A 21609-nucleotide genomic window follows, 5' to 3' on the forward strand; every position below is an offset into this window, starting at 1 on the left:
TAATATTTTAAGAAAAATTGCGTCGGATTCCATGAGGTTAACCGTCGAGTAACATTAACGCGCTTTAATCATGCCTAGTTTGTACCGGGTATGTGCGGGTTAGTGCGATGCAACTCAGTGTTTTGAAGACAAACGGTCGCAATCTGGCGCGAGGCTGCGCCATTCTGATGGTCGCGGGTGCTGCTGCGGGGTGCAGTTCCCAGGTTTCGCGGTTCAATGGCGTCGACGACGTCTTTACATCCTCGACCAACAATCAGCGCGCCATCATCAACAAGCAGGATGCCGTACAGCAGCCCTATCCGGGCGATGTCGCCGCCGCTCCGATCGATGGCAGCCATACACAATCGGTCAGCCGCTCCAGCCTCGAGCCGGTCTCGACGCGGCCGCTGCCGCCGCCCGTTGCCCAAGCGCAGCAGGCGCCGGCATCGAAGCCGGTGCGCACCGCATTGGCCCCGGCACCGCATGTCGACAGGACCACGACCGGCACCGTCGCTCCGGCGGCGTCGCCTTTCAAGGTTTCGCAACCTGACGAACCCCGCGTGGCTGCTTCCGGCACTCCGCATGCAACCGAGATCGTCGTCAGGGACGGCGAAACGATCGGCGGCCTGGCGCAGCGCTACAAGGTGCCGTCCGACGTGATCATGAAGGTCAACGGGCTGAGCGCGACCAAGGGGCTGAAGACCGGCCAGAAGCTGGTCATCCCGGCCTATGCCTATTCCAGCAAGAGCGAGGCGAAGGTCGCGGATGCCAAGCCGGCGAAAGACGGCAAGCACAACCTGCCGGCCACTGCGCCGGACAAGGTCGCCGTTCTGCCGCAGCAGCCGAAGCCTAAGGAAGGCAAGTCCGCCGCTCAGGTCGACGCGTCGGCCGCAGCAAACCAGCCCAAGGAGCCCAAGCCGCAGGTTGCCAAGACGACCGGCGCTGCTGGGACCTACACGGTCCAGTCGGGCGACACGATGTCTTCGATTGCCAGGAAGACCGGCGTCGGCGTCGTTGCTCTAAAGCAGGCCAACGGGATGAAGGACGGACTGCTCAAGATCGGCCAGACCCTGAAGGTGCCGGCCGGCGGAACCGCGACCGTCGCCGCTGCCAAGCCGGCCAAGGTCGATCCGGTGACGACGGCCACCACGCAGCCCGCGGCAAAGACCACGCCGTCTGAAACGCTGGCGTCCTACACGCCGCCGAAAAAGGATTCGAAGGTCATCCAGCAGGCCGAGGCCGACGATGCCGTCGCGCCAGACGCCACCGGCATCGGCAAGATGCGCTGGCCGGTGCGCGGCCGCGTGATTTCCGGTTTCGGCTCGGGCAAGGACGGCGTAGATATCGCCGTGCCGACGGGCACACCGGTCAAGGCGGCCGAGAACGGTGTCGTCATCTATGCCGGCGATGGCCTCAAGGAATTCGGCAACACGGTGCTGGTGCGTCACGAGAACGGCCTGGTCACCGTCTACGGCCACGCCAGCTCGATCGAGGTGCAGCGCGGCCAGAAGGTCAAGCGCGGCCAGGAGATCGCGCTGTCGGGCATGAGCGGCACGACGGACTCGCCGAAGCTGCACTTCGAAGTGCGCAAGAACTCGGCGCCTGTCGATCCCTCCGGCTATCTCGAATAGTCGGGGCTGTTTCGAATAGAAGAAAAAAAGCAATTTGCGGGCCGTCTGACCTCCAGTCCGGCCCGCCGGCTCAGCCCGTTCCGAAAGGAGCGGGCTTTTTCAGTTCCGGTGCGCCGCGCCAGTCTTCAAGCAAGATGGTCGCGCAGAGTGTCGGCGATCATGACGCCAAGGCTGCTGGCCTTGACGCCGAGAAGCGTCTCCGCGTCGGAGGAATCGACCAGCAAGGGTTTGTCGAAGAGGTAGCTCATCTCGATAAGCTCATGCATGCCCAATGCTTCCATTTCGGAGATGGAATAGGAGCGTGTTCCTGGAATTTCACGGTGAAGCATTGCCGCGGTCGCCCGGATGAGTTCCCGGGATGGGGCGTGTTGCGATGGAACATGGAACGCCCGTCCCCATTCGCCCGTGTAGCGCGAGGCAGCGACCAGTGTCCTGGCCACGTCCTTCGTGAAGGACCAGGCGTGAGTTGCGTCGAGGTCGCCAATGAAAGCCGTCGGTTTCCCCTCGAGTATGGAGGGCAGCGCGACCAGTGAGAAAGAGCTGATCGCGCCATGTCCAAGATAATCGCTGGACCGCACTTCGACGGCCGGCACGTCCGCACGGACGGCCCGCTGCCACATGATCGTCCGCGCGGTTCCTTTCTTCGAAGTCGGATCCAGAGACAGGTCGGAGTGAAGCGGGCTTTCGGCATCTTTGCCATAGCCATAGAGGTTTCCGAGCACCACAAGCTTCGCGCCGACCGCTTCGGCAGCCCGCACGGTGCCGTCGATGATTGGGAAAAAGTCGGTCGGCCAGAGGTGATAGGCGGCCATGGCGCACATGAAGATCGCGTCGGCGTTTCGGCTGATACGCGCCAGTTCCGCGGCATTGGTGGCGTTGGACTGCACGGTCCGGACGTTTTGCAGCGCGTTCGAACCGACACTCCGGCTCGTCAAGACAACATCATGGCCTTCTTCGCCCAGAAGCCGCGCGGTCTCGCGACCAACCGGGCCTGCTCCGACAACAACATAGAAACTCATGGCATAACCTCTCATCCAAGTTTTATGGAGAGGCGTAGGTACATAGCCACGGCATTGAAAATCGCGCGGGAATTGCCAAGTCTTGAACAGGTTTTGCCATGAATCGAGAAAGCATGCTCTCGCAAGTCGCCCCGGCCCGATCCCCGTCCGACGTAACATTGGCCTCCCGGCATGTCGAAGCCGGGGTCCATCGTCTGCTCCGGGCGCCACACCATCGCATCATGGTGCATGCAAGTGCCGCGACGCGCTCCTACTGCCATGAGGTTCGACGATATTTCGTCAGGCGCGCCGGCGATATCGACCTGGTGCCCGCCGGTCAGGAGGGTGGGTTCGAGGCTGAGACCCCGTTCGACACGATCGAGATCGCGTTACAACCGGCCTTGATGGAAAGGGTGGCAGCCGAACTTGGCGGCAAGGCGCGCGCATTGCCGCTCGGCACACGTCACCTGCTTCGTGACCAGCGCATCGAACACCTCGCGCGAGCACTGGAGAGCGATCTCAATGCGAGTTCGCCGAGTGGGTCGTTGTTTGTCGACAGCATCGGCGCCGCGCTCGCTGTGAGGCTGCTTGGCCTCGGTGAACCTGATATCGATCGCGCGAGCCGATTGTCGGATACTCAGCTCAAGCGCGTGCTGGAGCATATCGAGGTTGCGCTGCACGAACCCCTGTCGATCCATCGACTGAGCCGGGTTGCCGGCGCCAGCAGTTCGCACTTGCGGACATGGTTCAAGGCCGCGACGGGCTTCACCCTGCACCGCTACGTGCTACGGCGTCGCGTCGAACGCGCACGCGTCCTGCTGCAGCAAGGCGATCTCAGCACAAGCGAAGTGGCGGAATTGACGGGCTTCGCGCACCAGTCACATCTGGCGCATTGGATGCGGCGTGAGATCGGCCAAACGCCGCGTGATTTGCGGCGGTCGCAGCCGCCCAAATGATCTTGTCATCGGATGGCGTTGGCGACGCTATCCAACGCATCAGTCCTTCAGCGGTTTGCCGAGCCGGCCAGCCAGATCCTGGGTGAACTGCCAGGCGACGCGGCCCGAGCGGCTGCCGCGCGTCGTCGCCCATTCCAATGCTTCGGCGCGCAGCGTGTCGGGATCGATTGTCAGCCCGTGATGGCGGACATAGCCGTCGATCATGTCGAGATACTCGTCCTGCGAACATTTGTGGAAGCCGAGCCACAGCCCGAAGCGGTCGGACAGCGACACCTTTTCCTCGACCGCTTCGGACGGGTTGATCGCGGTCGAGCGTTCATTGTCGATCATGTCGCGGGGCAACAGATGGCGGCGGTTCGAGGTGGCGTAGAAGATGACATTGGCTGGGCGGCCCTCGACGCCGCCTTCGAGCGCTGCCTTGAGCGACTTGTAGGAGGTGTCATCGTGATCGAAGGAGAGGTCGTCGCAAAACAGGATGAAGCGGAAGGGCGCCGCCTTCAGCAGACCCATCAGCTTCGGCAGCGTGTCGATGTCCTCGCGGTGGATCTCGATCAGCTTCAACGGCAGGTCGGACCTGGCCTTGGCGTTGATTTCCGCATGCACGGCCTTGACCAGCGACGATTTGCCCATGCCGCGCGCGCCCCACAACAACACATTGTTGGCCGGGTAGCCGGCAGCGAAGCGTTCGGTGTTGTCGACAAGGATGTCGCGGACACGGTCGACGCCACGGATCAGTCCGATGTCGACGCGGTTAACCCTGTGCACCGGTTCCAGATAGCCCGGATCGGCCTGCCAAACGAAGCAATCGGCCTCGCGGAGGTCGGTTTGGGGCACCGGCGGCGGGGCAAGGCGGCTCACCGCTTCGATCAGCCGGTCGAGTTTCTGGTTCAGGGCCTCAATGCTGCTGTCGGTCATGTCTGTCTTTTGTTTTCGCGTTTTTGATGTCTTGGGGCGTGAAGCTGCCCGATTTCGCCTGATACAAAACCGGTTGCAACCTTTTGTTCGAGCATAATTTTTTGCGGAAACCGGCTCGCGCTTTTTGCGATCCTGCTCTAACACGGCTCAACAGGCCGGAAAAGCAGCCGATTTGGCCGGCCGCGCAGTTGCATTGACAACTTTACCGACTATATTCCGGCCAAATTTCAAGGGGCCGCCAGATTGGCGGCTGTTTTCAAAATTCAGGAGTACCTCGATGTTCGTGACACCGGCATACGCCCAAGGCGTCGGCGCTTCTCCCGACATGTTCATCAGCATTTTGCCGTTTGTCCTGATTTTCGTGATCATGTATTTTCTGATCATCCGGCCGCAGCGCACGCAGCTGAAGAAGCGCGGCGAGATGCTGGCCGCGGTCCGTCGCGGCGACACGGTCGTCACCGGCGGCGGCTTCGTCGGCAAGGTGACCAAGGTGATCGACGACAACGAGCTCGAGGTCGACCTCGGCAATGGCTTGAAGGTGACGGCGCTGCGCTCGACGATCGCCGATGTGCGCGTCAAGGGCGAGCCGGTGGCCAACCAGAACGCCAAGAAATAATCCAATTTTAGGCGGAGCGATCCGCGGACACGCTCTGACGGACGACGCCATATGTTGTATTTCTCGCGCTTCAAGATGATCCTGATCTGGGTGGCCGTGGCCATCACGGTGATCCTCGCCGCGCCCAACCTGTTCTCCGCCAGCACGCTGGCGCAGCTGCCCAACTGGGTGCCGAAGCGGCAGATGACGCTCGGCCTCGACCTGCAGGGTGGTTCGCACATCTTGCTGGAAATGAACCAGAACGATCTGATCAAGGACCGGCTGGAGACGACGCGCGACGAAATCCGCACGCTGCTGCGCGACGCCAAGATTGGCTATACCGGCCTTGCCGGCACCGGGCGGACCCTGCAGGTTCGCATTACCGATCCCGCCCAGATCGATGCCGCCAAGACGGCGCTGAAGACGCTGACCGATCCGGTCGCCGCCGGCCTGTTCACCGGCGGTTCCGTGCAGGAAATGACGCTCGACGATTCCGAGCCCGGCCTGCTCAAGTTCAACGTCACCGATGCCGGCATCAAATACCGCACGTCGACCGCGCTGACGCAGTCGATCGAGGTGGTCGAACGCCGCGTCAACGAACTCGGCACGACCGAACCCATCGTGCAGCGGCAGGGCGACGACCGTATCCTCGTCCAGGTGCCGGGTCTTCAGGACCCGCAAAGGCTGAAGGAAATCCTCGGCCAGACCGCCAAGCTGACCTTCCAGATGGTCGACCAGTCGATGCCGGTGCAGGACGCGCTCAACGGCCGTCCGCCTGCCGGCTCGTCGGTGCTGTATTCGCAGGACGATCCGCCGGTTCCGTATCTGATCGAGAACCGTGTCATCGTCTCGGGCGAAAACCTCGTTGACGCACAGGCGACATACAATTCGCAGAACAACGAGCCGGTGGTGTCGTTCCGCTTCGATTCGAAAGGGGCGGCGCGCTTCGGCCAGGCCACGGCGCAAAATGTCGGCAAGCTGTTCGCCATCATCCTCGACAACCAGGTGATTTCGGCGCCGCAGATCCGCGAGCCGATCCTCGGCGGCACCGGCCAGATCTCCGGCAATTTCACCGCCCAGAGCGCCAACGATCTCGCCGTGCTGCTGCGCGCCGGCGCGCTGCCGGCGACGCTAACCGTCATCGAGGAGCGTACCGTTGGTCCGGGCCTTGGCCAGGATTCGATCCATGCCGGCAAGGTTGCTGGCATCATCGGTTCTATCCTCGTCGTTGCCTTCATGTTCGTCGCCTACGGCTTCCTCGGCTTCCTCGCCAACATCGCGCTGGCGGTGCACGTGGCGATGATCGTCGGCGTGCTTTCGCTGCTTGGCGCGACGCTGACCTTGCCTGGCATCGCCGGTATCGTGCTGACCATCGGCATGGCGGTCGATTCCAACGTGCTGATCTACGAGCGCATCCGCGAGGAGCGGCGCGCCGGCCGCTCGGTCATCCAGGCGATCGATACCGGTTTCACCAAGGCGCTGGCGACCATCGTCGATTCCAACATCACCTCGCTGATCGCCACCGTGGTCCTGTTCTATCTCGGTACCGGTCCGGTGAAGGGCTTTGCCATCACCTATGCCATCGGCATCCTGACGACCGTCTTCACCGCCTTCACCTTCACCCGTCTGCTGGTCTCGATCTGGCTGCGCCGGGCCCGCCCGAAGGAATTGCCTAAGGCGCCGGTGACCTTCGTTCCGCCCGGCACCAAGATCCCCTTCATGGGCATCCGTCGCTGGACGTTCACGCTGTCCAGCGCACTTTCGATCCTGTCGGTGGTGCTGTTCATGACCGTCGGCATCAACTACGGCATCGATTTCAAGGGCGGTTCGCTGATCGAAGTGCAGGCCAAGAGCGGCAATGCCGATCTCGCCGACCTCCGCGCGCGGCTGACCGAACTCAACATCGGCGAAGTCCAGGTGCAGCAGTTCGGTACGCCGAACGACGTGCTGATCCGCGTCGGCACGCAGGATGGTGGCGAAAATGCCGAGCAGACCGTCATCGACAAGGTGCGCGGCGAGCTGCAGGATAATTACGATTTCCGCCGCGTCGAAGTGGTGGGACCGACCGTCTCTGGAGAACTCGCCAAGCAAGGCACGATCGCCATGCTGATCGCGTTGCTCGGCATCCTGATTTATGTCTGGTTCCGCTTCGAATGGCAGTTCGCGGTCGGCGCCATCGTGGCGACGGTGCACGATGTGGTCATGACGCTCGGCTTCTTCGTCATCTCCGGGCTGGAGTTCAACCAGTCGTCACTGGCGGCGATCCTGACGATCATCGGCTATTCGCTGAACGATACGATCGTGGTCTATGACCGTGTCCGAGAGGATCTGCGAAAATACAAGCGCATGCCGCTGCCGCAACTCCTGAACAACGCCATCAACGAGACGCTGTCGAGAACGACGCTGACCTCGGTGACGACGATCCTGGCGCTGCTGGCGCTGGTTCTGTTCGGTGGCGAGGTGATCCGCTCGTTCACCATGGCCATGCTGTTCGGCGTGATCTTCGGCACCTATTCGTCGATCTTCATCGCCGCACCGCTGCTGATCCTGTTCAAGCTGCGGCCGCAGGCTTCAGCCGACGAGGAGAAGCCGGTCAATGGCGGCAAGGCGGTCGCGACCTGACGCGCCCCCCCGAAGAGGTTTAACGGTGACCAGCAAAGGCATCGTCATCCGCGAGGCGCATTTCCCGGGCCGCGCGCCGATCGAAGCCTACGGCAATGGCGGATTCCGCTTTGCCGACATGTCGCATCGCGGTTCGCTGCTCTGTCTGCCATCCGGCATCCATGGCTGGGAGCCGGTGGATTCCTTGGCGCTGACGGTGGCGGATTTTGACAGGCTGCTGTCCGAGGCCGACAAGATCGAGATCCTGCTGGTCGGCATGGGCAGGGATCTTCGGCCGTTGCCCGCTGCATTGCGGGCCGCGCTGAAGGCCGCCGGCATTGCATCCGACCCGATGTCGACGGGTGCCGCGGTGCGGACCTACAATGTCCTTCTGGCGGAAGAGCGCGCCGTGGCTGCCGCGCTCATTGCCGTCGATTGATATGCCTCGAAGCGCTGAAATCGTCATGGACGCGGTGCGTGCCGCCGACCATGATCGCTATCTGACCGCGCTCTACGCGCCGGACGGCAAGCGCTACGCGCTGTTTTCGCTCTACGCCTTCAACGCGGAGATATCAGGTATTCGCGATCGCATCCATGAGGCGCTACCGGGCGAGGTGCGGCTGCAATGGTGGCGCGATGTCATTGCCGCCGGCGGCGAGGCCGGCGCCGGCCATCCCACTGCCGAAGCCGTGAACGCTACGATAGCGACATTCGGCCTGCCGAAGCCGGCCTTCGAGAACATGCTCGATGCGCGCATCTTCGACCTCTACGACGACCCGATGCCGTCGCGCACCGATCTGGAAGGCTATTGCGGCGAGACGGCCGCAGCACTCATCCAGCTTGCGGCGATGGTGCTCGACCCCGGCGAGGCGCCGCGCTTTGCCGAACTGGCGGGCAGGGCAGGCTGCGCACAGGCGATGACCGGCCTGCTGCTGCTGTTGCCGCTGCACCGCCAGCGCGGACAATGTTTTGTCCCGGCCGACATTCTGGCGGCAGCGGGATCGTCGCCGGAAGAATTCGTCACCGGCGACGGCGGACCCGGCGCCAAACGCGCGGTGGCGGCGATGATGGCGCTGGCACGGGAACATCTTTCCGCCTTCGAGCAAGGCGCACCGGCTCTCCCGGTCTCGCTGCGCCCGGCATTCCTGCCACTTGCCCTGTCACGCGCCTATCTCGGCAAGATGGAGAATGGCTCGCCGCTCGAAGGCGTGGCGCGGCTGTCGGCCTTGCGCCGGCATTGGCTGCTGCTGCGTCGTGCGAGCAGGGGCTGGCCTGCTCTTTGACGTAAACGTCAATCATGTTAAGACGTCCCCGCGCCAAACTGTTGCCGAAGACAACAGACCGGCTCGGAGGAGATGAATGAGCTTACCCATATTGGTGGCGATCGTTACCTTCGGCATCGCACTGTCGGTTGCGGCGGTGCATTTCACCGGCGGCAGCAAGACGGCGACGCTCAGTGGCACCGATCAGGCAGTGAGCCGATTCGCCGAGGATTTTCCCGACGAGATCGTGGCGGCGGTCCGCCTGACAGCAGATGCCGGGACCGCGTTCCTGGATATCGGGCGAGGGCGCTTCGGGATCGTTCACAGCGTAGGCGACTGCTTCTTGACCCGCATCGTCACGCCTCAAGATGTCACGATTTTGGACGCTGGAGACGGGAATACGGTCTCGCTGCGGCTCGCCGATTTCACCTGGAAGGGCGGCCGCTTCCGCTTTGCCAGCGCAACGGATGCGCAAGGCTTGCTGAAGGCGCTTGAGCCGCAGAGTTTCGGCGGAGAGGCGGCATGATGGACGACTACAATTTTCCGCAGGTCACTCAACTGGCCATCCCGTTCTTCGTTGTCGCGATCCTGATCGAGCTTTGGTTGGTGCGCACCGGCCGTGCCAAGGGTTCGTTCGAAACGCGCGACACATTGACCAGCCTGATGATGGGTACCGGCAATGTCGTTGCCGGGCTGCTGCTTGGCGTCGTGTCCTACTGGGCGTTGCTGTGGCTCTGGCAGTTCCGCGTCTTCAATCTCGGCCTGTCGATCTGGATCTTTCTGGTGGCCTTCCTGCTCGATGATCTGCGCTACTATTTCTATCACCGCATCGCGCACCGGGTGCGCTGGGTTTGGGCCGAACACGTCAACCACCATTCCAGCCAGCACTACAATCTGTCGACAGCGCTGCGGCAGAGCTGGACGGGCCTGTTCACCTTCATGTTCATGCTGCAGGCGCCGCTGGTGCTGCTCGGCTTCCACCCGGCGGTGATTGCCTTCACCTTCGGCTTCAATTTGGTCTGGCAATTCTGGATCCACACCGAGACCATCGGCAAGATGTGGGGCTGGTTCGAGTTCGTCTTCAACACGCCCTCACACCACCGCGTCCACCACGCCACCAATCCGCGCTATCTCGACGCCAACTATGCCGGCACGCTGATCATCTGGGACCGGATGTTCGGCACGTTCGTCGGGGAACTGGAGGAGGACAGGCCGCGCTACGGCATCGTCAGGAATCTCGGCACCTTCAATCCGCTGAAGGTGGCTTTTCACGAGTGGATCGGCATGTTCCGGGATGCCTTTGCGCCGGGTCTTTCGCTCAGCGATCGCCTGAACTATCTGATCAAGCCGCCCGGCTGGAGCCATGACGGCTCGCGCGAAACCTCGGAGAGTTTGAAGGCGGCCTATGTCAGGCGAAATCCGGGTGAGGCGGGAAAGCCGGGATTGCCGATGGCTGGTGTCGAGCCGGCTGAATAATATCGCCTCAGGATGGTTCGTTCGACCCGCCGTCGCGCATCAGCGTCTCATAGTCGCGACCGCCATAGAAGATGTTGACGATGCGGATGACATCGTTCTCGGTCAGGTGGTGATGACGGCGGAATGCTCGGAATGGGACGGGTCGTAATCCCCGAACGATATCGTCGCGCGAGCGACCGCCACGAGGCGCATTGCCGATACTCTGACAGCGCTCTTCTATCCGATCCACGAAACCGTTGGCGATGTTTTCGCTGCCGCTGCTCTCAAGGATGTAGGCGCCAATTGCTTCAAGATCGGAGATCGCGCTTTCGCTAAGAACGACGGCGGGACGCTGGATCATCGCTCTCCCTCGTCAGTTGCGAAATCCGGCTCTTTACCCGGTCGATCGCCTCATCGAGCGGAACAGCGGGTCTTTTGTCTTCGATCGACGCCTTCACCCGCGCCCTGATGGACGCCATGCGTTCAGCGTGCTCTTCCTCCTCGCGCTGGAAGGCAGGGCGGCGCGGATGACTTCACTGGCCGAACCGAAGGAGCCGTCTTCGACTTTGTCCCGGATCATGGGGTCCAATCAGAACGCGAAGCTGTTTATTCCGCCGCTTCGGCCGTTTCCGGTTGCGCCGGAAGTCCCAGCCAGTGCCGGCAATCGGCGCGTGCGCGCGATGTGATGGCGTGCCGCTTGGCAACGGTCTTGTCCTTGCCGCGCATGCGTTTGCCCTCGGCCTTCGGAGCTTCGACGGGTGGGAACAGGCCGAAATTGACATTCATCGGCTGGAATGAGCGCTTTCCCGGCTCGTCATCGGAGACAATATGACCGCCGGTGATGTGGTTGAGCAGAGCGCCGAAGGCCGTGGTCAGCGGCGGCAGGGACGGAGCAAGGCCGAGCCGCTCCGCTGCGGCGAAGCGGCCGGCGAGCAGGCCGATGGCCGCACTTTCGACATAGCCTTCGCAGCCGGTGATCTGGCCGGCGAAACGCAGGCCGGGCCGCGACTTCAGTTGCAGCGAAGCGTCGAGCAAGGTCGGCGAGTTGATATAGGTGTTGCGGTGCAGGCCGCCGAGACGGGCGAAATCGGCGTTTTCGAGACCCGGTATGGTGCGGAAGATGCGCACCTGCTCGGCATGCTTCAACTTGGTCTGGAAACCGACCATGTTGTAGAGCGTGCCCAGCGCATTGTCCTGCCGCAACTGGACGACGGCATAGGCCTTTACCGTCGGATTGTGGGCATTGGTCAGCCCCATCGGCTTCATAGGCCCGTAGCGTAGCGTCTCGACACCGCGCTCGGCCATGACTTCGATCGGCAGGCAGCCGTCGAAATAGGGCGTGCCTTCCCATTGCTTGAATTCGGTTTTCTGGCCGTCGACCAGCGCTTGCACGAAGGCAAGGTACTGGTCCTTGTCCATCGGACAATTGATGTAGTCCTTGCCGGTGCCGCCTGGCCCGACCTTGTCGTAGCGCGACTGGAACCAGCAGGTATTCATGTCGATCGTGTCGAAATGGATGATCGGCGCAATGGCGTCGAAGAAGGCGAGCGCATCGGCGCCGGTCGCTTCCGCGATCGACTGGGCAAGCCCGGGGGCGGTCAACGGACCCGTGGCAACGATCGCCTGGTCCCAATCCGTCGGCGGCAGACCTGGCACTTCCTCGCGCCGGATGGTGATCAGCGGGTGTGCTTCGAGTTTTTTCGTCACGGCATCGGCGAATCCGTCGCGATCGACGGCCAGCGCGCCGCCGGCCGGAACCTGGTTGGCGTCGCCGGCGCTCATGATCAACGAGCCGGCCAGCCGCATTTCGGCGTGCAACAGGCCGACCGCGTTGTTGTCGGCGTCGTCGGAGCGGAAGGAATTGGAACAGACGAGCTCGGCCAGGCTATCGGTCTTGTGCGCATCGGTGCCACGAACGGGCCGCATTTCATGCAGGATGACGGGCACGCCGGCTTGCGCTGCCTGCCAGGCGGCTTCGGAACCGGCGAGGCCGCCGCCGATGATGTGGATTGGGTTTTTGCTCATGAGCGCCGGAATAATCGCTTGGTGCGGCGATTGCAATTGCCGTGCGCGGTGCGGGGCAAACAGCTGCTGATGGGTGCGCCTCGTGAAAACAACAACACCCGCCGGGGGAGGAGGTCCGGCGGGTGTCGTTTTTCGGGTCGACCTTCGGGAGGAGGTGAAGGCCGGCCATATTCGTCATCGCCGGGGAGGAGGTCGGCTTTGACGAAATTCCTTTCGCCATTTTTAGAAGGGGCGAAACCTCTGGAGCAAAATTCGTCTTGCCCCTGGGAAACAGCGCCCGCCGCGGGAGGAGGTGCGGCGGGCGCCGTTTTTGTGGCCAACCCTCGGGAGGAGGTGAAGGTCGGGCCGATTCGTCATCGCCGGGGAGGAGGTCGGCTTTGACGAAAACTCTTTCGCTGTTTGAAAAGGAGCGAAACCTTTGGGGCAAAATTCGATTTGCCGGGAAACAACGCCCGCCGCGGGAGGAGGTGCGGCGGGCGCCGTTTTGGTGGTCAACCCTTGGGAGGAGGTAAGGGGTGACCGTATTCGTCAAGGTCGGGGAGGAGGTCGACCCTGGCGAAATTCTGTCTAGATCGCCTGGCGGGCGATGATCTTGATTTCGTCGCGGACGATACCGAGATCATGCAGCTGGCGGTTCGAAAGGCGACCCAGCTCGGTAACCGTCTCGCGATAAACGCGCCAGTTACGATAGTTGCGGATCAGGTTCATTGTCGTTCTCTTTTTCAAAACTGGTTCGGACCATTCGCGGTCCGAAGAATTAGACCGCCTTGCGAGCGACGTAAGGAATGTCGCTGCGGCTGATGCCGAGGTCGGTCAGTTCACGGTTGCTCAGGCGGCTCAGCTCGGACACGGTGTCCCTGTAGCGGCGCCAGTTGCGGTAGTTGCGGATCAGGTTCATGGTAGTTCTCGTTTCGTCTTTCTTGCGGATCATTCCGTTTGTGTACGAACTATAAATAGGCGGACCCATATCGATTTAAAAGCGCTATGGCTGCATGGCAGCAATGCAAATTGTGCAATGCAGCATTAACGCGCGTTCACGGACCTGACACAAAGAAACCCGAATCGGAAAATGCCTTAGCGCCAACGGCTTGACCGGATCGGCTGCAAAAAAGACCAAACTTGGGGGGAGAAGCAGCATGGCGAGCTATTCGTCGCGGGTCAGGGCGGATATCGCGCGCTGGCAGCAGGCCGGCATGATCGACGCCGCGACGGCCGATTCGCTGGCGCGCGATGTCGAGGCCAACGAGCGCAAGTCGCTGAGCTTCGGCTCGATCCTGGCTATGATGGCCGCCTTGCTGTTCGGCGCCGCCATCCTGATTTTCGTCGCCGCCAATTGGGACGCGATCCCGAGGCTGGCGCGCGTGGCGGCGCTGTTTGCCGTCATCCTTGGCGGCTATGTCGGCGGCGCGGTGCTGAAGGCCCGCGACCATGCGGCAATCGGGGAAGCGCTGTGGATCGTGGCGGCCGCGGCTTTCGGCGGCTCGATCGCGCTGATCGGCCAGATGTATCATCTCTCGGGCGACGAGGCCTCGGCTCTGGTGACCTGGGGCGCCGGCACGGCGCTGGCGGCGGTTGCGCTGCGATCGAACCCGCTGACGGTGGCTTCGGTCGGCATCGCCGATGCCTGGCTGTTCCTCAAAGGCTTCGACTATTACAGCCGCAGCGATTTTCCGCACGGCTTCGTCATGATGGCGATCGTGCTGTTTGCCGTCTCGTTCTGGACCCGCAGCCAGGCGGCGCGCCACCTGATTATCCTGTCGGTGCTGTTCTATCTCATGCTGCTGGTCACCAACCACGACACGCTGCAGGTGGCGATCCCGCTGGTCGTCGCCTCGGCGCTGCTGTTCGCGGCCTCGGTCTTCGCGCCTGGCCCGGTCGACCGGGTCGTGCAACTCGGCGGCCGCTTGCCCTTGCACGCGCTGCTCGGCTTCCTCACCGGCCTCGCAATGATCCAGTTCGAACTCGCCGACGAGAGCACCTACAACAGCGGTTTTGCCCTCGCTTCGGCGATCGCGCTGGCCGGTGTTGTCGCCGCGATCGTGCTGGCAGGACGGGGGAGCCGTGGGCTACGCTGGCTTGCCTATCTCGGCTTCGCCTTCGAACTCGCCATCATCTATGTCGTGACCCTGCAATCGATGCTCGATACGGCCGGTTTCTTCCTGGCCGCCGCGGTGCTGCTCGGCATCCTCGCGGTCGTCATCATCCGCGTGGAAAAACGCATGAAGGGCCCAGACGCCAAGGGAGCCACGGCATGATCACCGGGAAAAGGCTTGTCATCTCGGCGCTGGTGCTGGCGCTCGTCCAGATAGGCTTCCTGAGCTGGATCATCGCCGGCCGGGCGGCGATCCTGCGCAACGGCAAGGAAGTGCTGCTGAAGATCGAACCCGTCGATCCGCGCGACCTCCTGCGCGGCGACTATATTATCCTGGGCTACGAGATTTCGCGCATACCGGTGAAAATGATCGCCAACATTCCGCCCGACAAATTTTCAAGCGACGATACGTCGATTGTGGTGCGCCTGAAGAAGGGCGCCGACGGCTATTGGCAGCCGACGGCCGCCTGGTTCGGCCAGGCGCCAACGATGGCAACCGCCGACGAGGCCGATATTCTAGGCCACATCGCCGAAGGCTGGGACCTTCGCGGCGAAGAGGCGACCATCGCGCCGGACTATGGCATCGAGCGCTTCTATCTGCCGGAAGGCGAGGGGATGGCGATCCAGAACGACATGCGGGTGCGGCCATTCGGCATCCGTCTTGCGCTTGCCGGCGACGGCACCGCGCAGATCAAGGCGCTGGTCGACGGCGACAAGACGCTGTTCGAGGAACCACTCTACTAGGTCCCTTATTTCCGATGGTGTGAAGCATGCCAGTTAGCCTGTCGACGCGTGACGACATCAACCTCGACACTGTCTTCCGCGTCGCCTGGAAGAAGGACACGGTGGAGATCAGCGAGAAGGCCTTGCAGCGCATCGCCGAATGCCGCGCCTCGTTTCTGAAGCTGATTGAATCCGATCCGCCACCGGTCATCTATGGCGTCACAACCGCCATGGGGGAATTGGCAAGCCGAAAGCTCGAACCTGACGAGCGTGATCGCCATGCGCGCATCAAGGCGTTTGCCGCCGCCACCTCGTTCGGCGATCCCTTGCCGGATCGCGTGGTCAGGGCGATCGTGCTTGCCCGTCTGACAAACTTCATCGAGGGCAACGCCGCCACCACGCCGCGCATCGCGCTTGCCGTGGCCGCGATGCTCGACGGTGGGCCGATGCCTGTCGTGCCGGCCTCCGGCCAGGGCGGCGCCGGTGAGATCCTGGCGCTCTATCCCTTGTTTGCAGAACTTTCGACGCGCTTCGACCTCGAGGTCAAGGAACGCGGCTCGCTCATCAACGGCTCGCCCTGCGCCGCCGCTTTGGTGGCCGACGCAGCGCTCGCGGGGCGCCGCCGCATCCGCATGGCGCAAAAAGTTTTCGCGCTGTCGATCGAAGCGTTTCGCGCGCCGCTCGAGCACTATGACGCGGCGCTCGACACGCTCTGGGGCGATGAGCATGAAACGGCTGCCCTGCAGGGATTGCGGGAGTTTCTGGTTGGCGCCCGCGATGGGCGACGCAACTATCAGGCGCCGGTCAGCTACCGCATCGTGCCGCGCGTCCTCGGCCAGGCGCATCGTGCGCTGGCGACGGCCGAGCGGGCGGCCAATGTGTCGCTGGCCTCGGTATCGGACAATCCCGTCTACATCCCGCCCGACGATGCACATCGGCTCGGCCGCTGCATCTCGACTGGCGGCTATCACAATGCGATGGCAACGCCGGCGCTGGACGATCTGGCGGCGATATGGGCCGACATCTGCCTGCTCTGCGACCGCCACGCCTCGAAGCTTCTGAACGGCAAGGTGTCGCTGCTGCCGGATCTGCTGATGACCGGACGTAACTCAGCCGACAGCGATGGCCATGGCAATGTCGGCTATGTGCCGATGGCGATCACCGGCTATCTCGAGCAGGCCAAGCTGGCCGCACAGCGCACCTTCATTCCGGGCACGGAATCGGCTGGCGCGGGGCAGGATGACGTCGCCACGACGGCGTTCTTCGCATGGACCAAGGAAGCGACCGCCGGCCGCTGCGTCGATGCCGCCATGGCGATGCTGGCAATGATCGCCTCGCAGGCGCTGCACGTCACCGAACGGACGCCGCCGCCGGCACTGCGTTCCTTCGTCGATCAAATCAGAGCTATCGTGCCGCCTGTCGGCGCCGATCGCGTGCTGGGACCGGAGCTTGCCAGGTTGGCGGAATGGTTCACTGAGAAAGTGTTCGAGGCGTAGAGATGCCAACAAAGCGGTAGCCGGTGAATTGGTGCGCCTGAACGGATGAAATTCGAACCTGCCGAGCTTCAGGTGGCCTGCCACCCGAAGCTCGAAGGGTGGTGCGGACGACGGGAATCGAACCCGTACGATCAGAGATCGAGGGATTTTAAGTCCCTTGCGCGATTGCTTGGTTTGTTGCTGGCCAAGGGTTCTGAGCGTCTAGCCCTCCCACATCGTCCCTCGAAGTGTGGGAGTTTCCCACTCAATTCCCACTGGGTTACCGTATGTGGGAAATGCCTTTTTCGCTTTCCAAATAAGTCGGCGCCGCCTAAGTCTGCGGCGTACGCGGGCGTGGTGAAATTGGTATACACACCGGACTTAAAATCCGGAGGCTTCGGCCATGCGGGTTCAAGTCCCGCCGCCCGCACCATGCTTCCCAAAGGATCGAACGCATCACGGAACAGAGGCAATTTAAGCATGGCTAGGCGACCAACGAAAAAACCAGCGAAAAAGATGTCGGCCGGACCGCACAGCTTGGCGCTGCGATTGGATGTCATGGGGGTAACCGCATACATGACCAAAGCTGCAATTGACGAGCTCATCAAAGAGCTAGTCAGGATTAGCAGGTCTGATCCGGAGGAACTCCATGATGTGCATGTTGCGATGCACTTCGGCGGCTGGACGCCCTCAGGCGAATACATCGCGCCGAGTTTCGGCCATCACCATGGGCTTGGATCAATCTTGACTAAACTGCGCAACGAGCAACTGAAGGACGGCATGACGAAGGCGGAAATCGAAAGCGGCATCACGCCAGATGAGGCGTATCGGACTTTCGATATTACCATCATGCATGTGTCTCCCGAGGTAGTTCTGCGCGCGGCCATCGAAAACGAAGCGGCCGAAGAACAGCAGAACTGACGAGCCGCAGGTATGCGCGAGAGAAGTGTTTTAAGTCCCTTGCGTCTACCAATTCCGCCACGTCCGCAGGCCAGCCCTTTTCAGACGCCAGACACAGGCCGTCAAGTCGTGTTGTTGAGCGTTCGCCGAACGTGCAAACAGACCGGGCGGCTTGATGATACTGGCGCGATCACGGAATTATCGGCGCGGCGGGTAGTGGTAGGATGCCTTGTGGTGGATTTGATCCGCCAAGGCCGGCGCCTCTCAGGCCCAACCCATTCCCCCCGCCCACTGGGAGCGTCGGCCACCCTTCCATGAAGAGAGCCCCTCAAGTGGTCGCCTGGGCCGGCAGCGTCGCGATTGTGGGCCTGGTCAGAACTTGTAGCTCAAATTGATCCCGACCGTATTCAGCTTCACGTTCTGATCGCGATCGTTAAAGGGTTCTGCCACCTCGTAGTGCTCGGAGCCGAAATCATAGTAGCGATACTGCGCGCCGACGACGAACTTGTCGGTCAGCGCGTAGTCGACGCCGGCACCCACGGTCCAGCCGACATTCGTGCGCGTGCTGTCGAACGCCGGACCCGCGACTTGCGATGTTTCGATGCCGGCAAAGGCGACGCCGCCAATGCCGTAGACCAGCAGGCGGTCCATGGCGTAACCCGCCTTGGCGTTGACCGACCCGAACCACTTGATGTCGGTGCCGAATGTGCTTCCCAGCGCCGATACCGTCGTGCCGCCGACCGAGGAATAGTTGAGGTCCGCCTCGGCGCCGAGCACCGCCTGGTCGAATTGCCACAGGCCGGCGACGTGGCCGCCGACAAAACCGCCGTCAATGTCGGGCGCGATGGAAAACGGCGCACCTTCTGTCACCGATACATCGGATTGGCCCCAGCCATAGCCGGCCTGCAGACCAGCGTAATAGCCCGTCCAGTCGAATCCGGGCGCGGTCATCGGCACGTCGACCGCCGGGTCGGCTGCAAAAGCCGGCACGGCCAGAACGGCAAGGAAACCGGCACTAGCGACCATCAATCGACGCATCGAACTCCCCGAAATGACGGTTCAGAAAGATCCTCGTCAGAAGGATAACCGCATTCGCCGCAATCGCAATCCCCCTGTCGCCGTACAGAATCCTCTATTTGGCATCGATGAAGTCCAGCACAGCCCGGCTATATTCATCCGGCGCTTGCAGCATGGCGAAATGACTGGCGTTGGGCAGGATGATCAGCTTCGCACCTGGGATGGCGGAGGCGATATATTCGGTGTGTTCGCGCTTGATCGCCTCATCGTGGTCGCCGGCAACGATCGCCGTCGGCGTGGTTATCTCGGCAAGCTGTTCCTTGCTCCACGCCGGCTCGCTCTCCCACATGTGGCTCATCTGCGCCACGAAGGCGTCATACTGGTCCGGTGTTTTCGACATCTTCTTGTAGTCGCGGCCGGAGCGGTCGATGTAGGCGGCAAAGGTCTTGTTGGTCATCACGCCCGGATCAAGGCCGTCGGTGGTTACGTTGGCGGCTTGCGCGAACAGCCTTGTCAGCCGCTCCGGATGATGCAGTGCGATGTCGATACCGATGATGCCGCCATCGCTCCAGCCGACAAGCGCGGTCTTGTCGATCTTCAGGTGGTCGAGCAGCGCCAGATAGTCCGACGCCATCAAGTCGTAGCCATAGGGCTGCTCGGTGCGGGTGGAGCGGCCGTGGCCACGGCTGTCGGCGACGATCACCTTGTGCGTCTTGGAAAGCGTGGCCACCTGGCTGGCCCAGATGTCGCCGTGGCCGAGGCCGCCATGGATGAGCAGCACCGGATCGCCCGCGCCGAAAACGGCGTAGTACATCTGGATGCCGTTCACCGGCGCGTATCCGCTCTGATCGGGTTTGGGCATGGCCGCTGGTTCCGGCAAGGTCTGCCAACGCTCCTCGGCCACGGCAGAAGTGGTCGACGCTGCGAACAGGATAACGATGGCGAACGCTTTCCAAAAACGGGTCATGTCTTCCCTCATATGGTTCGGTTCGCGGTCAGCATCGCCTTCCAGCCGGATTAGTCAACAAGCTCGCCCTGACGCGGTATGTCGGACCGACGGCTCTGGCGGCGCCCGCCGACATTTGCGAGACTGGCGGCAACCGAGGAATCGCCAATGACGAAAGCAACGCCCGCAAAACCCAGACCGTGGACCGAGATGGCGACACATCTGGTCGATGTCGCCGTGGGGCGCAAACCCGCTGACCTGGTCGTGCGCAACGGCCGCTGGGTGAATGTCCATTCGGGCGAGATCATCGCCGGCACCGACATCGCCATTGCCGGCGGGCGCTTTGCCTATTGCGGGCCCAATGCCAGCCATGCAATCGGCCAGGGCACCAAGGTGGTCGATGCCGGCGGGCGTTATCTGGTGCCCGGCCTCTGCGACGCGCATATGCATGTCGAGAGCGGCATGGTGACGGTGACCGAGTTCTGCCGGGCCGTCATTCCGCACGGCACCACCTCGATGTTCATCGACCCGCACGAGATCGCCAATGTTCTGGGTCTGCCCGGCGTGCGGCTGATGCATGACGAAGCGGTCGCCATGCCCATCAACGTGCATGTCCAGATGCCGTCCTGCGTGCCTTCGGCGCCGGGGCTGGAACATGCCGGCGCCGAGCTGACGGTCGCCGATGTCGCGGAAGCGATGACCTGGGAGAACATTATCGGCCTGGGCGAAGTGATGAATTTCCCCGGCGTCGTCGCCAATGATCCGGTCATGTCGGGCGAGATCGCGGCGACGGTCAAGGCGGGCAAGACGGTCGGCGGCCACTATGCCTCGCGCGATCTCGGCCTGCCGTTCCACGGCTACGTCGCCGGCGGCCCCGAGGACGACCATGAGGGCACGCGCGCCGAGGACGCTATCGCCCGCGTGCGCCAGGGCATGAAGGCGATGCTGCGGCTGGGCTCGGCCTGGTACGACGTCGCCTCGCAGATCAAGGCGGTGACGGAGGGCGGAATCGACCCGCGCAACTTCATCCTGTGCACCGACGACAGCCATTCCGGCACGCTGGTCCAAGAGGGCCATATGGACCGCGTGGTGCGCCACGCCATCCAACAGGGATTGAAGCCGGTGACGGCGATCCAGATGGCGACGCTCAACACCGCCCAGCATTTCAAACTGGAGCGCGAGATCGGCTCGATCGCGCCGGGCCGGCTGGCCGACCTGCTGATCGTCTCGGATCTCGCCGCAATGACCATCGACGAGGTCTATGCACGCGGCGTCAGGGTGGCCAAGGGCGGCAAGCTCGAAATCGACATTCCGGCCTATGATTACCCCCGGACGGCGAAGAACACCGTCAAGCTCGGCAAGAAGTTGAAGGGCGACGACTTCGATATCGCCGCCCCCAAGGGCGCCACGAGGTTCGGGTGCGTGTCATCGGCGTCATCGAGAACCAGGCGCCGACGCGCGCGCTGGAGGCCGATCTGCCGGTCGAGGACGGGCTGGTCGCAATGGACCGCCGCAACGACATCTGCCAGATCGCGCTGGTCGAGCGTCACAGGGGCACGGGCGGCGTCACCAACGCCTTCGTTTCGGGCTTCGGCTATATGGGCGACTGCGCCATGGCGTCCAGCGTGGCGCATGACGCCCACCACATCATCTGCGTCGGCACCAACAAGCAGGACATGGCGCTGGCGGTAAACCGTCTGGGCGCGGTCGGTGGCGGCGTCGTGCTGTTCTCCAAGGGCAAGGAACTGGCGCTGGTCGAAATGCCGATCGCAGGCCTGATGTCGGACGAACGGGCGGAAATCGTCGCGGCCAAGGCCGAGAAGCTCACCGAGGCGATGCGCAAGATGGGCTGTTCGCTGAACAACGCCTACATGCAGCACTCGCTGCTGGCGCTGGTCGTCATTCCGGAGCTCAGGATCTCCGACGTCGGCCTGATCGATGTGACGACATTCCAGAAGGTCGATCTGTTCGTCTAGGATTGTTGATATTCAGGCCATGCCGGCCTGCAAGTAGCGATTTTCTGCGCTTCCGGTGCTCAC

Annotated in this window: 21 protein-coding genes, 1 tRNA gene and 1 pseudogene; 14 read left to right on the forward strand and 9 right to left on the reverse strand. The window is 62.6% G+C overall.

Annotated elements, in window-relative coordinates; all coding sequences use genetic code 11:
- Window positions 1-107: 107 nt before the first annotated feature.
- Window positions 108-1610, forward strand: coding sequence for a peptidoglycan DD-metalloendopeptidase family protein (locus tag RPF88_RS05805; RefSeq protein ID WP_127367304.1), 1503 nt, complete (start codon window positions 108-110; stop codon window positions 1608-1610).
- 125 nt (window positions 1611-1735) lie between these two features.
- Here RPF88_RS05805 and RPF88_RS05810 read toward each other — a convergent pair whose 3' ends face one another.
- Window positions 1736-2629, reverse strand: coding sequence for an NAD-dependent epimerase/dehydratase family protein (locus RPF88_RS05810; RefSeq protein ID WP_337123852.1), 894 nt, complete (start codon window positions 2627-2629; stop codon window positions 1736-1738).
- 113 nt (window positions 2630-2742) lie between these two features.
- Here RPF88_RS05810 and RPF88_RS05815 point away from each other — a divergent pair, with 113 nt between their 5' ends.
- Window positions 2743-3564 (forward strand): AraC family transcriptional regulator, encoded by an 822-nt coding sequence (locus RPF88_RS05815; protein ID WP_337121928.1) that lies wholly within the window; start codon window positions 2743-2745, stop codon window positions 3562-3564.
- 39 nt (window positions 3565-3603) lie between these two features.
- Here RPF88_RS05815 and RPF88_RS05820 read toward each other — a convergent pair whose 3' ends face one another.
- Entirely contained in the window at window positions 3604-4479 is an 876-nt protein-coding gene (locus RPF88_RS05820) for an ATP-binding protein (RefSeq protein ID WP_024503854.1), read from the reverse strand.
- Window positions 4480-4756: 277 nt separating this feature from the next.
- On the opposite strand from RPF88_RS05820, the gene yajC reads away from it, so the two are divergent.
- The 6 genes from yajC (at window position 4757) to RPF88_RS05850 (ending at window position 10413) form a co-directional block, all read left to right on the forward strand.
- The gene (gene yajC, locus RPF88_RS05825) at window positions 4757-5095 is read left to right on the forward strand and encodes a preprotein translocase subunit YajC (RefSeq protein WP_013531305.1); all 339 of its coding nucleotides are present in this window, start codon (window positions 4757-4759) and stop codon (window positions 5093-5095) included.
- 51 nt (window positions 5096-5146) lie between these two features.
- Window positions 5147-7696: a protein translocase subunit SecDF gene (secDF, locus tag RPF88_RS05830; protein ID WP_063172318.1), complete on the forward strand. Its 2550-nt coding sequence runs from the start codon at window positions 5147-5149 to the stop codon at window positions 7694-7696.
- Window positions 7671-8114 carry an Mth938-like domain-containing protein gene (locus tag RPF88_RS05835; RefSeq protein ID WP_337121931.1) on the forward strand — a complete coding sequence of 148 codons (444 nt, stop codon included), beginning with the start codon at window positions 7671-7673 and terminating at the stop codon, window positions 8112-8114. The genes secDF and RPF88_RS05835 overlap by 26 nt, the downstream gene beginning before the upstream one ends.
- A gap of 1 nt (window position 8115) precedes the next feature.
- Complete coding sequence (locus RPF88_RS05840) at window positions 8116-8958, forward strand: phytoene/squalene synthase family protein (protein WP_164753889.1); 843 nt, start codon at window positions 8116-8118, stop codon at window positions 8956-8958.
- 94 nt (window positions 8959-9052) lie between these two features.
- Window positions 9053-9463, forward strand: a complete 411-nt coding sequence (locus RPF88_RS05845) for a hypothetical protein (protein ID WP_337123853.1) — start codon at window positions 9053-9055, stop codon at window positions 9461-9463.
- Window positions 9460-10413, forward strand: a complete 954-nt coding sequence (locus tag RPF88_RS05850; RefSeq protein ID WP_337121933.1) for a sterol desaturase family protein — start codon at window positions 9460-9462, stop codon at window positions 10411-10413. The genes RPF88_RS05845 and RPF88_RS05850 overlap by 4 nt, the downstream gene beginning before the upstream one ends.
- A gap of 7 nt (window positions 10414-10420) precedes the next feature.
- On the opposite strand, the gene RPF88_RS05855 is transcribed toward RPF88_RS05850, so the two are convergent.
- The 5 genes from RPF88_RS05855 to RPF88_RS05875 form a co-directional block, all read right to left on the reverse strand.
- Window positions 10421-10753 carry a type II toxin-antitoxin system RelE/ParE family toxin gene (locus RPF88_RS05855; protein ID WP_127368530.1) on the reverse strand — a complete coding sequence of 111 codons (333 nt, stop codon included), beginning with the start codon at window positions 10751-10753 and terminating at the stop codon, window positions 10421-10423.
- 93 nt (window positions 10754-10846) lie between these two features.
- On the reverse strand, window positions 10847-10972 hold the full coding sequence (locus tag RPF88_RS05860; protein WP_224675324.1) for a type II toxin-antitoxin system ParD family antitoxin: 126 nt from the start codon (window positions 10970-10972) through the stop codon (window positions 10847-10849).
- 26 nt (window positions 10973-10998) lie between these two features.
- Window positions 10999-12417 (reverse strand): methylenetetrahydrofolate--tRNA-(uracil(54)-C(5))-methyltransferase (FADH(2)-oxidizing) TrmFO, encoded by a 1419-nt coding sequence (trmFO, locus tag RPF88_RS05865; protein WP_224621597.1) that lies wholly within the window; start codon window positions 12415-12417, stop codon window positions 10999-11001.
- A 567-nt stretch (window positions 12418-12984) separates the two neighbouring features.
- A complete protein-coding gene (locus RPF88_RS05870; RefSeq protein WP_013531314.1) occupies window positions 12985-13125 on the reverse strand; it encodes a DUF1127 domain-containing protein in 141 nt (46 codons plus the stop codon).
- Between the two features lie 49 nt (window positions 13126-13174).
- On the reverse strand, window positions 13175-13315 hold the full coding sequence (locus RPF88_RS05875; protein ID WP_013531315.1) for a DUF1127 domain-containing protein: 141 nt from the start codon (window positions 13313-13315) through the stop codon (window positions 13175-13177).
- 238 nt (window positions 13316-13553) lie between these two features.
- Here RPF88_RS05875 and RPF88_RS05880 point away from each other — a divergent pair, with 238 nt between their 5' ends.
- The 5 genes from RPF88_RS05880 (at window position 13554) to RPF88_RS05900 (ending at window position 17628) form a co-directional block, all read left to right on the forward strand.
- Window positions 13554-14672 carry a DUF2157 domain-containing protein gene (locus tag RPF88_RS05880; RefSeq protein ID WP_337121936.1) on the forward strand — a complete coding sequence of 373 codons (1119 nt, stop codon included), beginning with the start codon at window positions 13554-13556 and terminating at the stop codon, window positions 14670-14672.
- Entirely contained in the window at window positions 14669-15253 is a 585-nt protein-coding gene (locus RPF88_RS05885) for a GDYXXLXY domain-containing protein (RefSeq protein ID WP_224621595.1), read from the forward strand. The genes RPF88_RS05880 and RPF88_RS05885 overlap by 4 nt, the downstream gene beginning before the upstream one ends.
- A gap of 26 nt (window positions 15254-15279) precedes the next feature.
- On the forward strand, window positions 15280-16728 hold the full coding sequence (locus RPF88_RS05890) for an aromatic amino acid lyase (protein ID WP_337121938.1): 1449 nt from the start codon (window positions 15280-15282) through the stop codon (window positions 16726-16728).
- A 327-nt stretch (window positions 16729-17055) separates the two neighbouring features.
- Window positions 17056-17140 (forward strand) — tRNA-Leu (locus RPF88_RS05895).
- Window positions 17141-17283: 143 nt separating this feature from the next.
- Window positions 17284-17628 carry a hypothetical protein gene (locus tag RPF88_RS05900; protein ID WP_337121939.1) on the forward strand — a complete coding sequence of 115 codons (345 nt, stop codon included), beginning with the start codon at window positions 17284-17286 and terminating at the stop codon, window positions 17626-17628.
- Window positions 17629-17979: 351 nt separating this feature from the next.
- Here RPF88_RS05900 and RPF88_RS05905 read toward each other — a convergent pair whose 3' ends face one another.
- Window positions 17980-18645: an outer membrane protein gene (locus RPF88_RS05905; protein WP_027160415.1), complete on the reverse strand. Its 666-nt coding sequence runs from the start codon at window positions 18643-18645 to the stop codon at window positions 17980-17982.
- Window positions 18646-18739: 94 nt separating this feature from the next.
- Entirely contained in the window at window positions 18740-19591 is an 852-nt protein-coding gene (locus tag RPF88_RS05910; protein WP_337121941.1) for an alpha/beta fold hydrolase, read from the reverse strand.
- 147 nt (window positions 19592-19738) lie between these two features.
- Between RPF88_RS05910 and ade the strand changes: the two are divergent.
- Window positions 19739-21546 (forward strand): annotated as a pseudogene (gene ade, locus RPF88_RS05915) (adenine deaminase).
- Window positions 21547-21609: the final 63 nt, after the last annotated feature.

The organism is Mesorhizobium sp. ISC11 (assembly GCF_037162595.1).
GTDB lineage: Bacteria > Pseudomonadota > Alphaproteobacteria > Rhizobiales > Rhizobiaceae > Mesorhizobium > Mesorhizobium ciceri.

Coding starts and splice junctions, on each gene's coding strand:
- RPF88_RS05860 (WP_224675324.1), bottom strand. CDS start 10,972: ATGATCCGGGACAAAGTCGAAGACGGCTCCTTCGGTTCGGCCAGTGAA.
- RPF88_RS05855 (WP_127368530.1), bottom strand. CDS start 10,753: ATGATCCAGCGTCCCGCCGTCGTTCTTAGCGAAAGCGCGATCTCCGAT.
- RPF88_RS05890 (WP_337121938.1), top strand. CDS start 15,280: ATGCCAGTTAGCCTGTCGACGCGTGACGACATCAACCTCGACACTGTC.
- yajC (WP_013531305.1), top strand. CDS start 4,757: ATGTTCGTGACACCGGCATACGCCCAAGGCGTCGGCGCTTCTCCCGAC.
- secDF (WP_063172318.1), top strand. CDS start 5,147: ATGTTGTATTTCTCGCGCTTCAAGATGATCCTGATCTGGGTGGCCGTG.
- RPF88_RS05880 (WP_337121936.1), top strand. CDS start 13,554: ATGGCGAGCTATTCGTCGCGGGTCAGGGCGGATATCGCGCGCTGGCAG.
- RPF88_RS05900 (WP_337121939.1), top strand. CDS start 17,284: ATGACCAAAGCTGCAATTGACGAGCTCATCAAAGAGCTAGTCAGGATT.
- RPF88_RS05850 (WP_337121933.1), top strand. CDS start 9,460: ATGATGGACGACTACAATTTTCCGCAGGTCACTCAACTGGCCATCCCG.
- RPF88_RS05820 (WP_024503854.1), bottom strand. CDS start 4,479: ATGACCGACAGCAGCATTGAGGCCCTGAACCAGAAACTCGACCGGCTG.
- RPF88_RS05885 (WP_224621595.1), top strand. CDS start 14,669: ATGATCACCGGGAAAAGGCTTGTCATCTCGGCGCTGGTGCTGGCGCTC.
- RPF88_RS05840 (WP_164753889.1), top strand. CDS start 8,116: ATGCCTCGAAGCGCTGAAATCGTCATGGACGCGGTGCGTGCCGCCGAC.
- RPF88_RS05875 (WP_013531315.1), bottom strand. CDS start 13,315: ATGAACCTGATCCGCAACTACCGCAACTGGCGCCGCTACAGGGACACC.
- RPF88_RS05805 (WP_127367304.1), top strand. CDS start 108: ATGCAACTCAGTGTTTTGAAGACAAACGGTCGCAATCTGGCGCGAGGC.
- RPF88_RS05870 (WP_013531314.1), bottom strand. CDS start 13,125: ATGAACCTGATCCGCAACTATCGTAACTGGCGCGTTTATCGCGAGACG.
- RPF88_RS05810 (WP_337123852.1), bottom strand. CDS start 2,629: ATGAGTTTCTATGTTGTTGTCGGAGCAGGCCCGGTTGGTCGCGAGACC.
- RPF88_RS05905 (WP_027160415.1), bottom strand. CDS start 18,645: ATGCGTCGATTGATGGTCGCTAGTGCCGGTTTCCTTGCCGTTCTGGCC.
- trmFO (WP_224621597.1), bottom strand. CDS start 12,417: ATGAGCAAAAACCCAATCCACATCATCGGCGGCGGCCTCGCCGGTTCC.
- RPF88_RS05815 (WP_337121928.1), top strand. CDS start 2,743: ATGCTCTCGCAAGTCGCCCCGGCCCGATCCCCGTCCGACGTAACATTG.
- RPF88_RS05910 (WP_337121941.1), bottom strand. CDS start 19,591: ATGACCCGTTTTTGGAAAGCGTTCGCCATCGTTATCCTGTTCGCAGCG.
- RPF88_RS05835 (WP_337121931.1), top strand. CDS start 7,671: ATGGCGGCAAGGCGGTCGCGACCTGACGCGCCCCCCCGAAGAGGTTTA.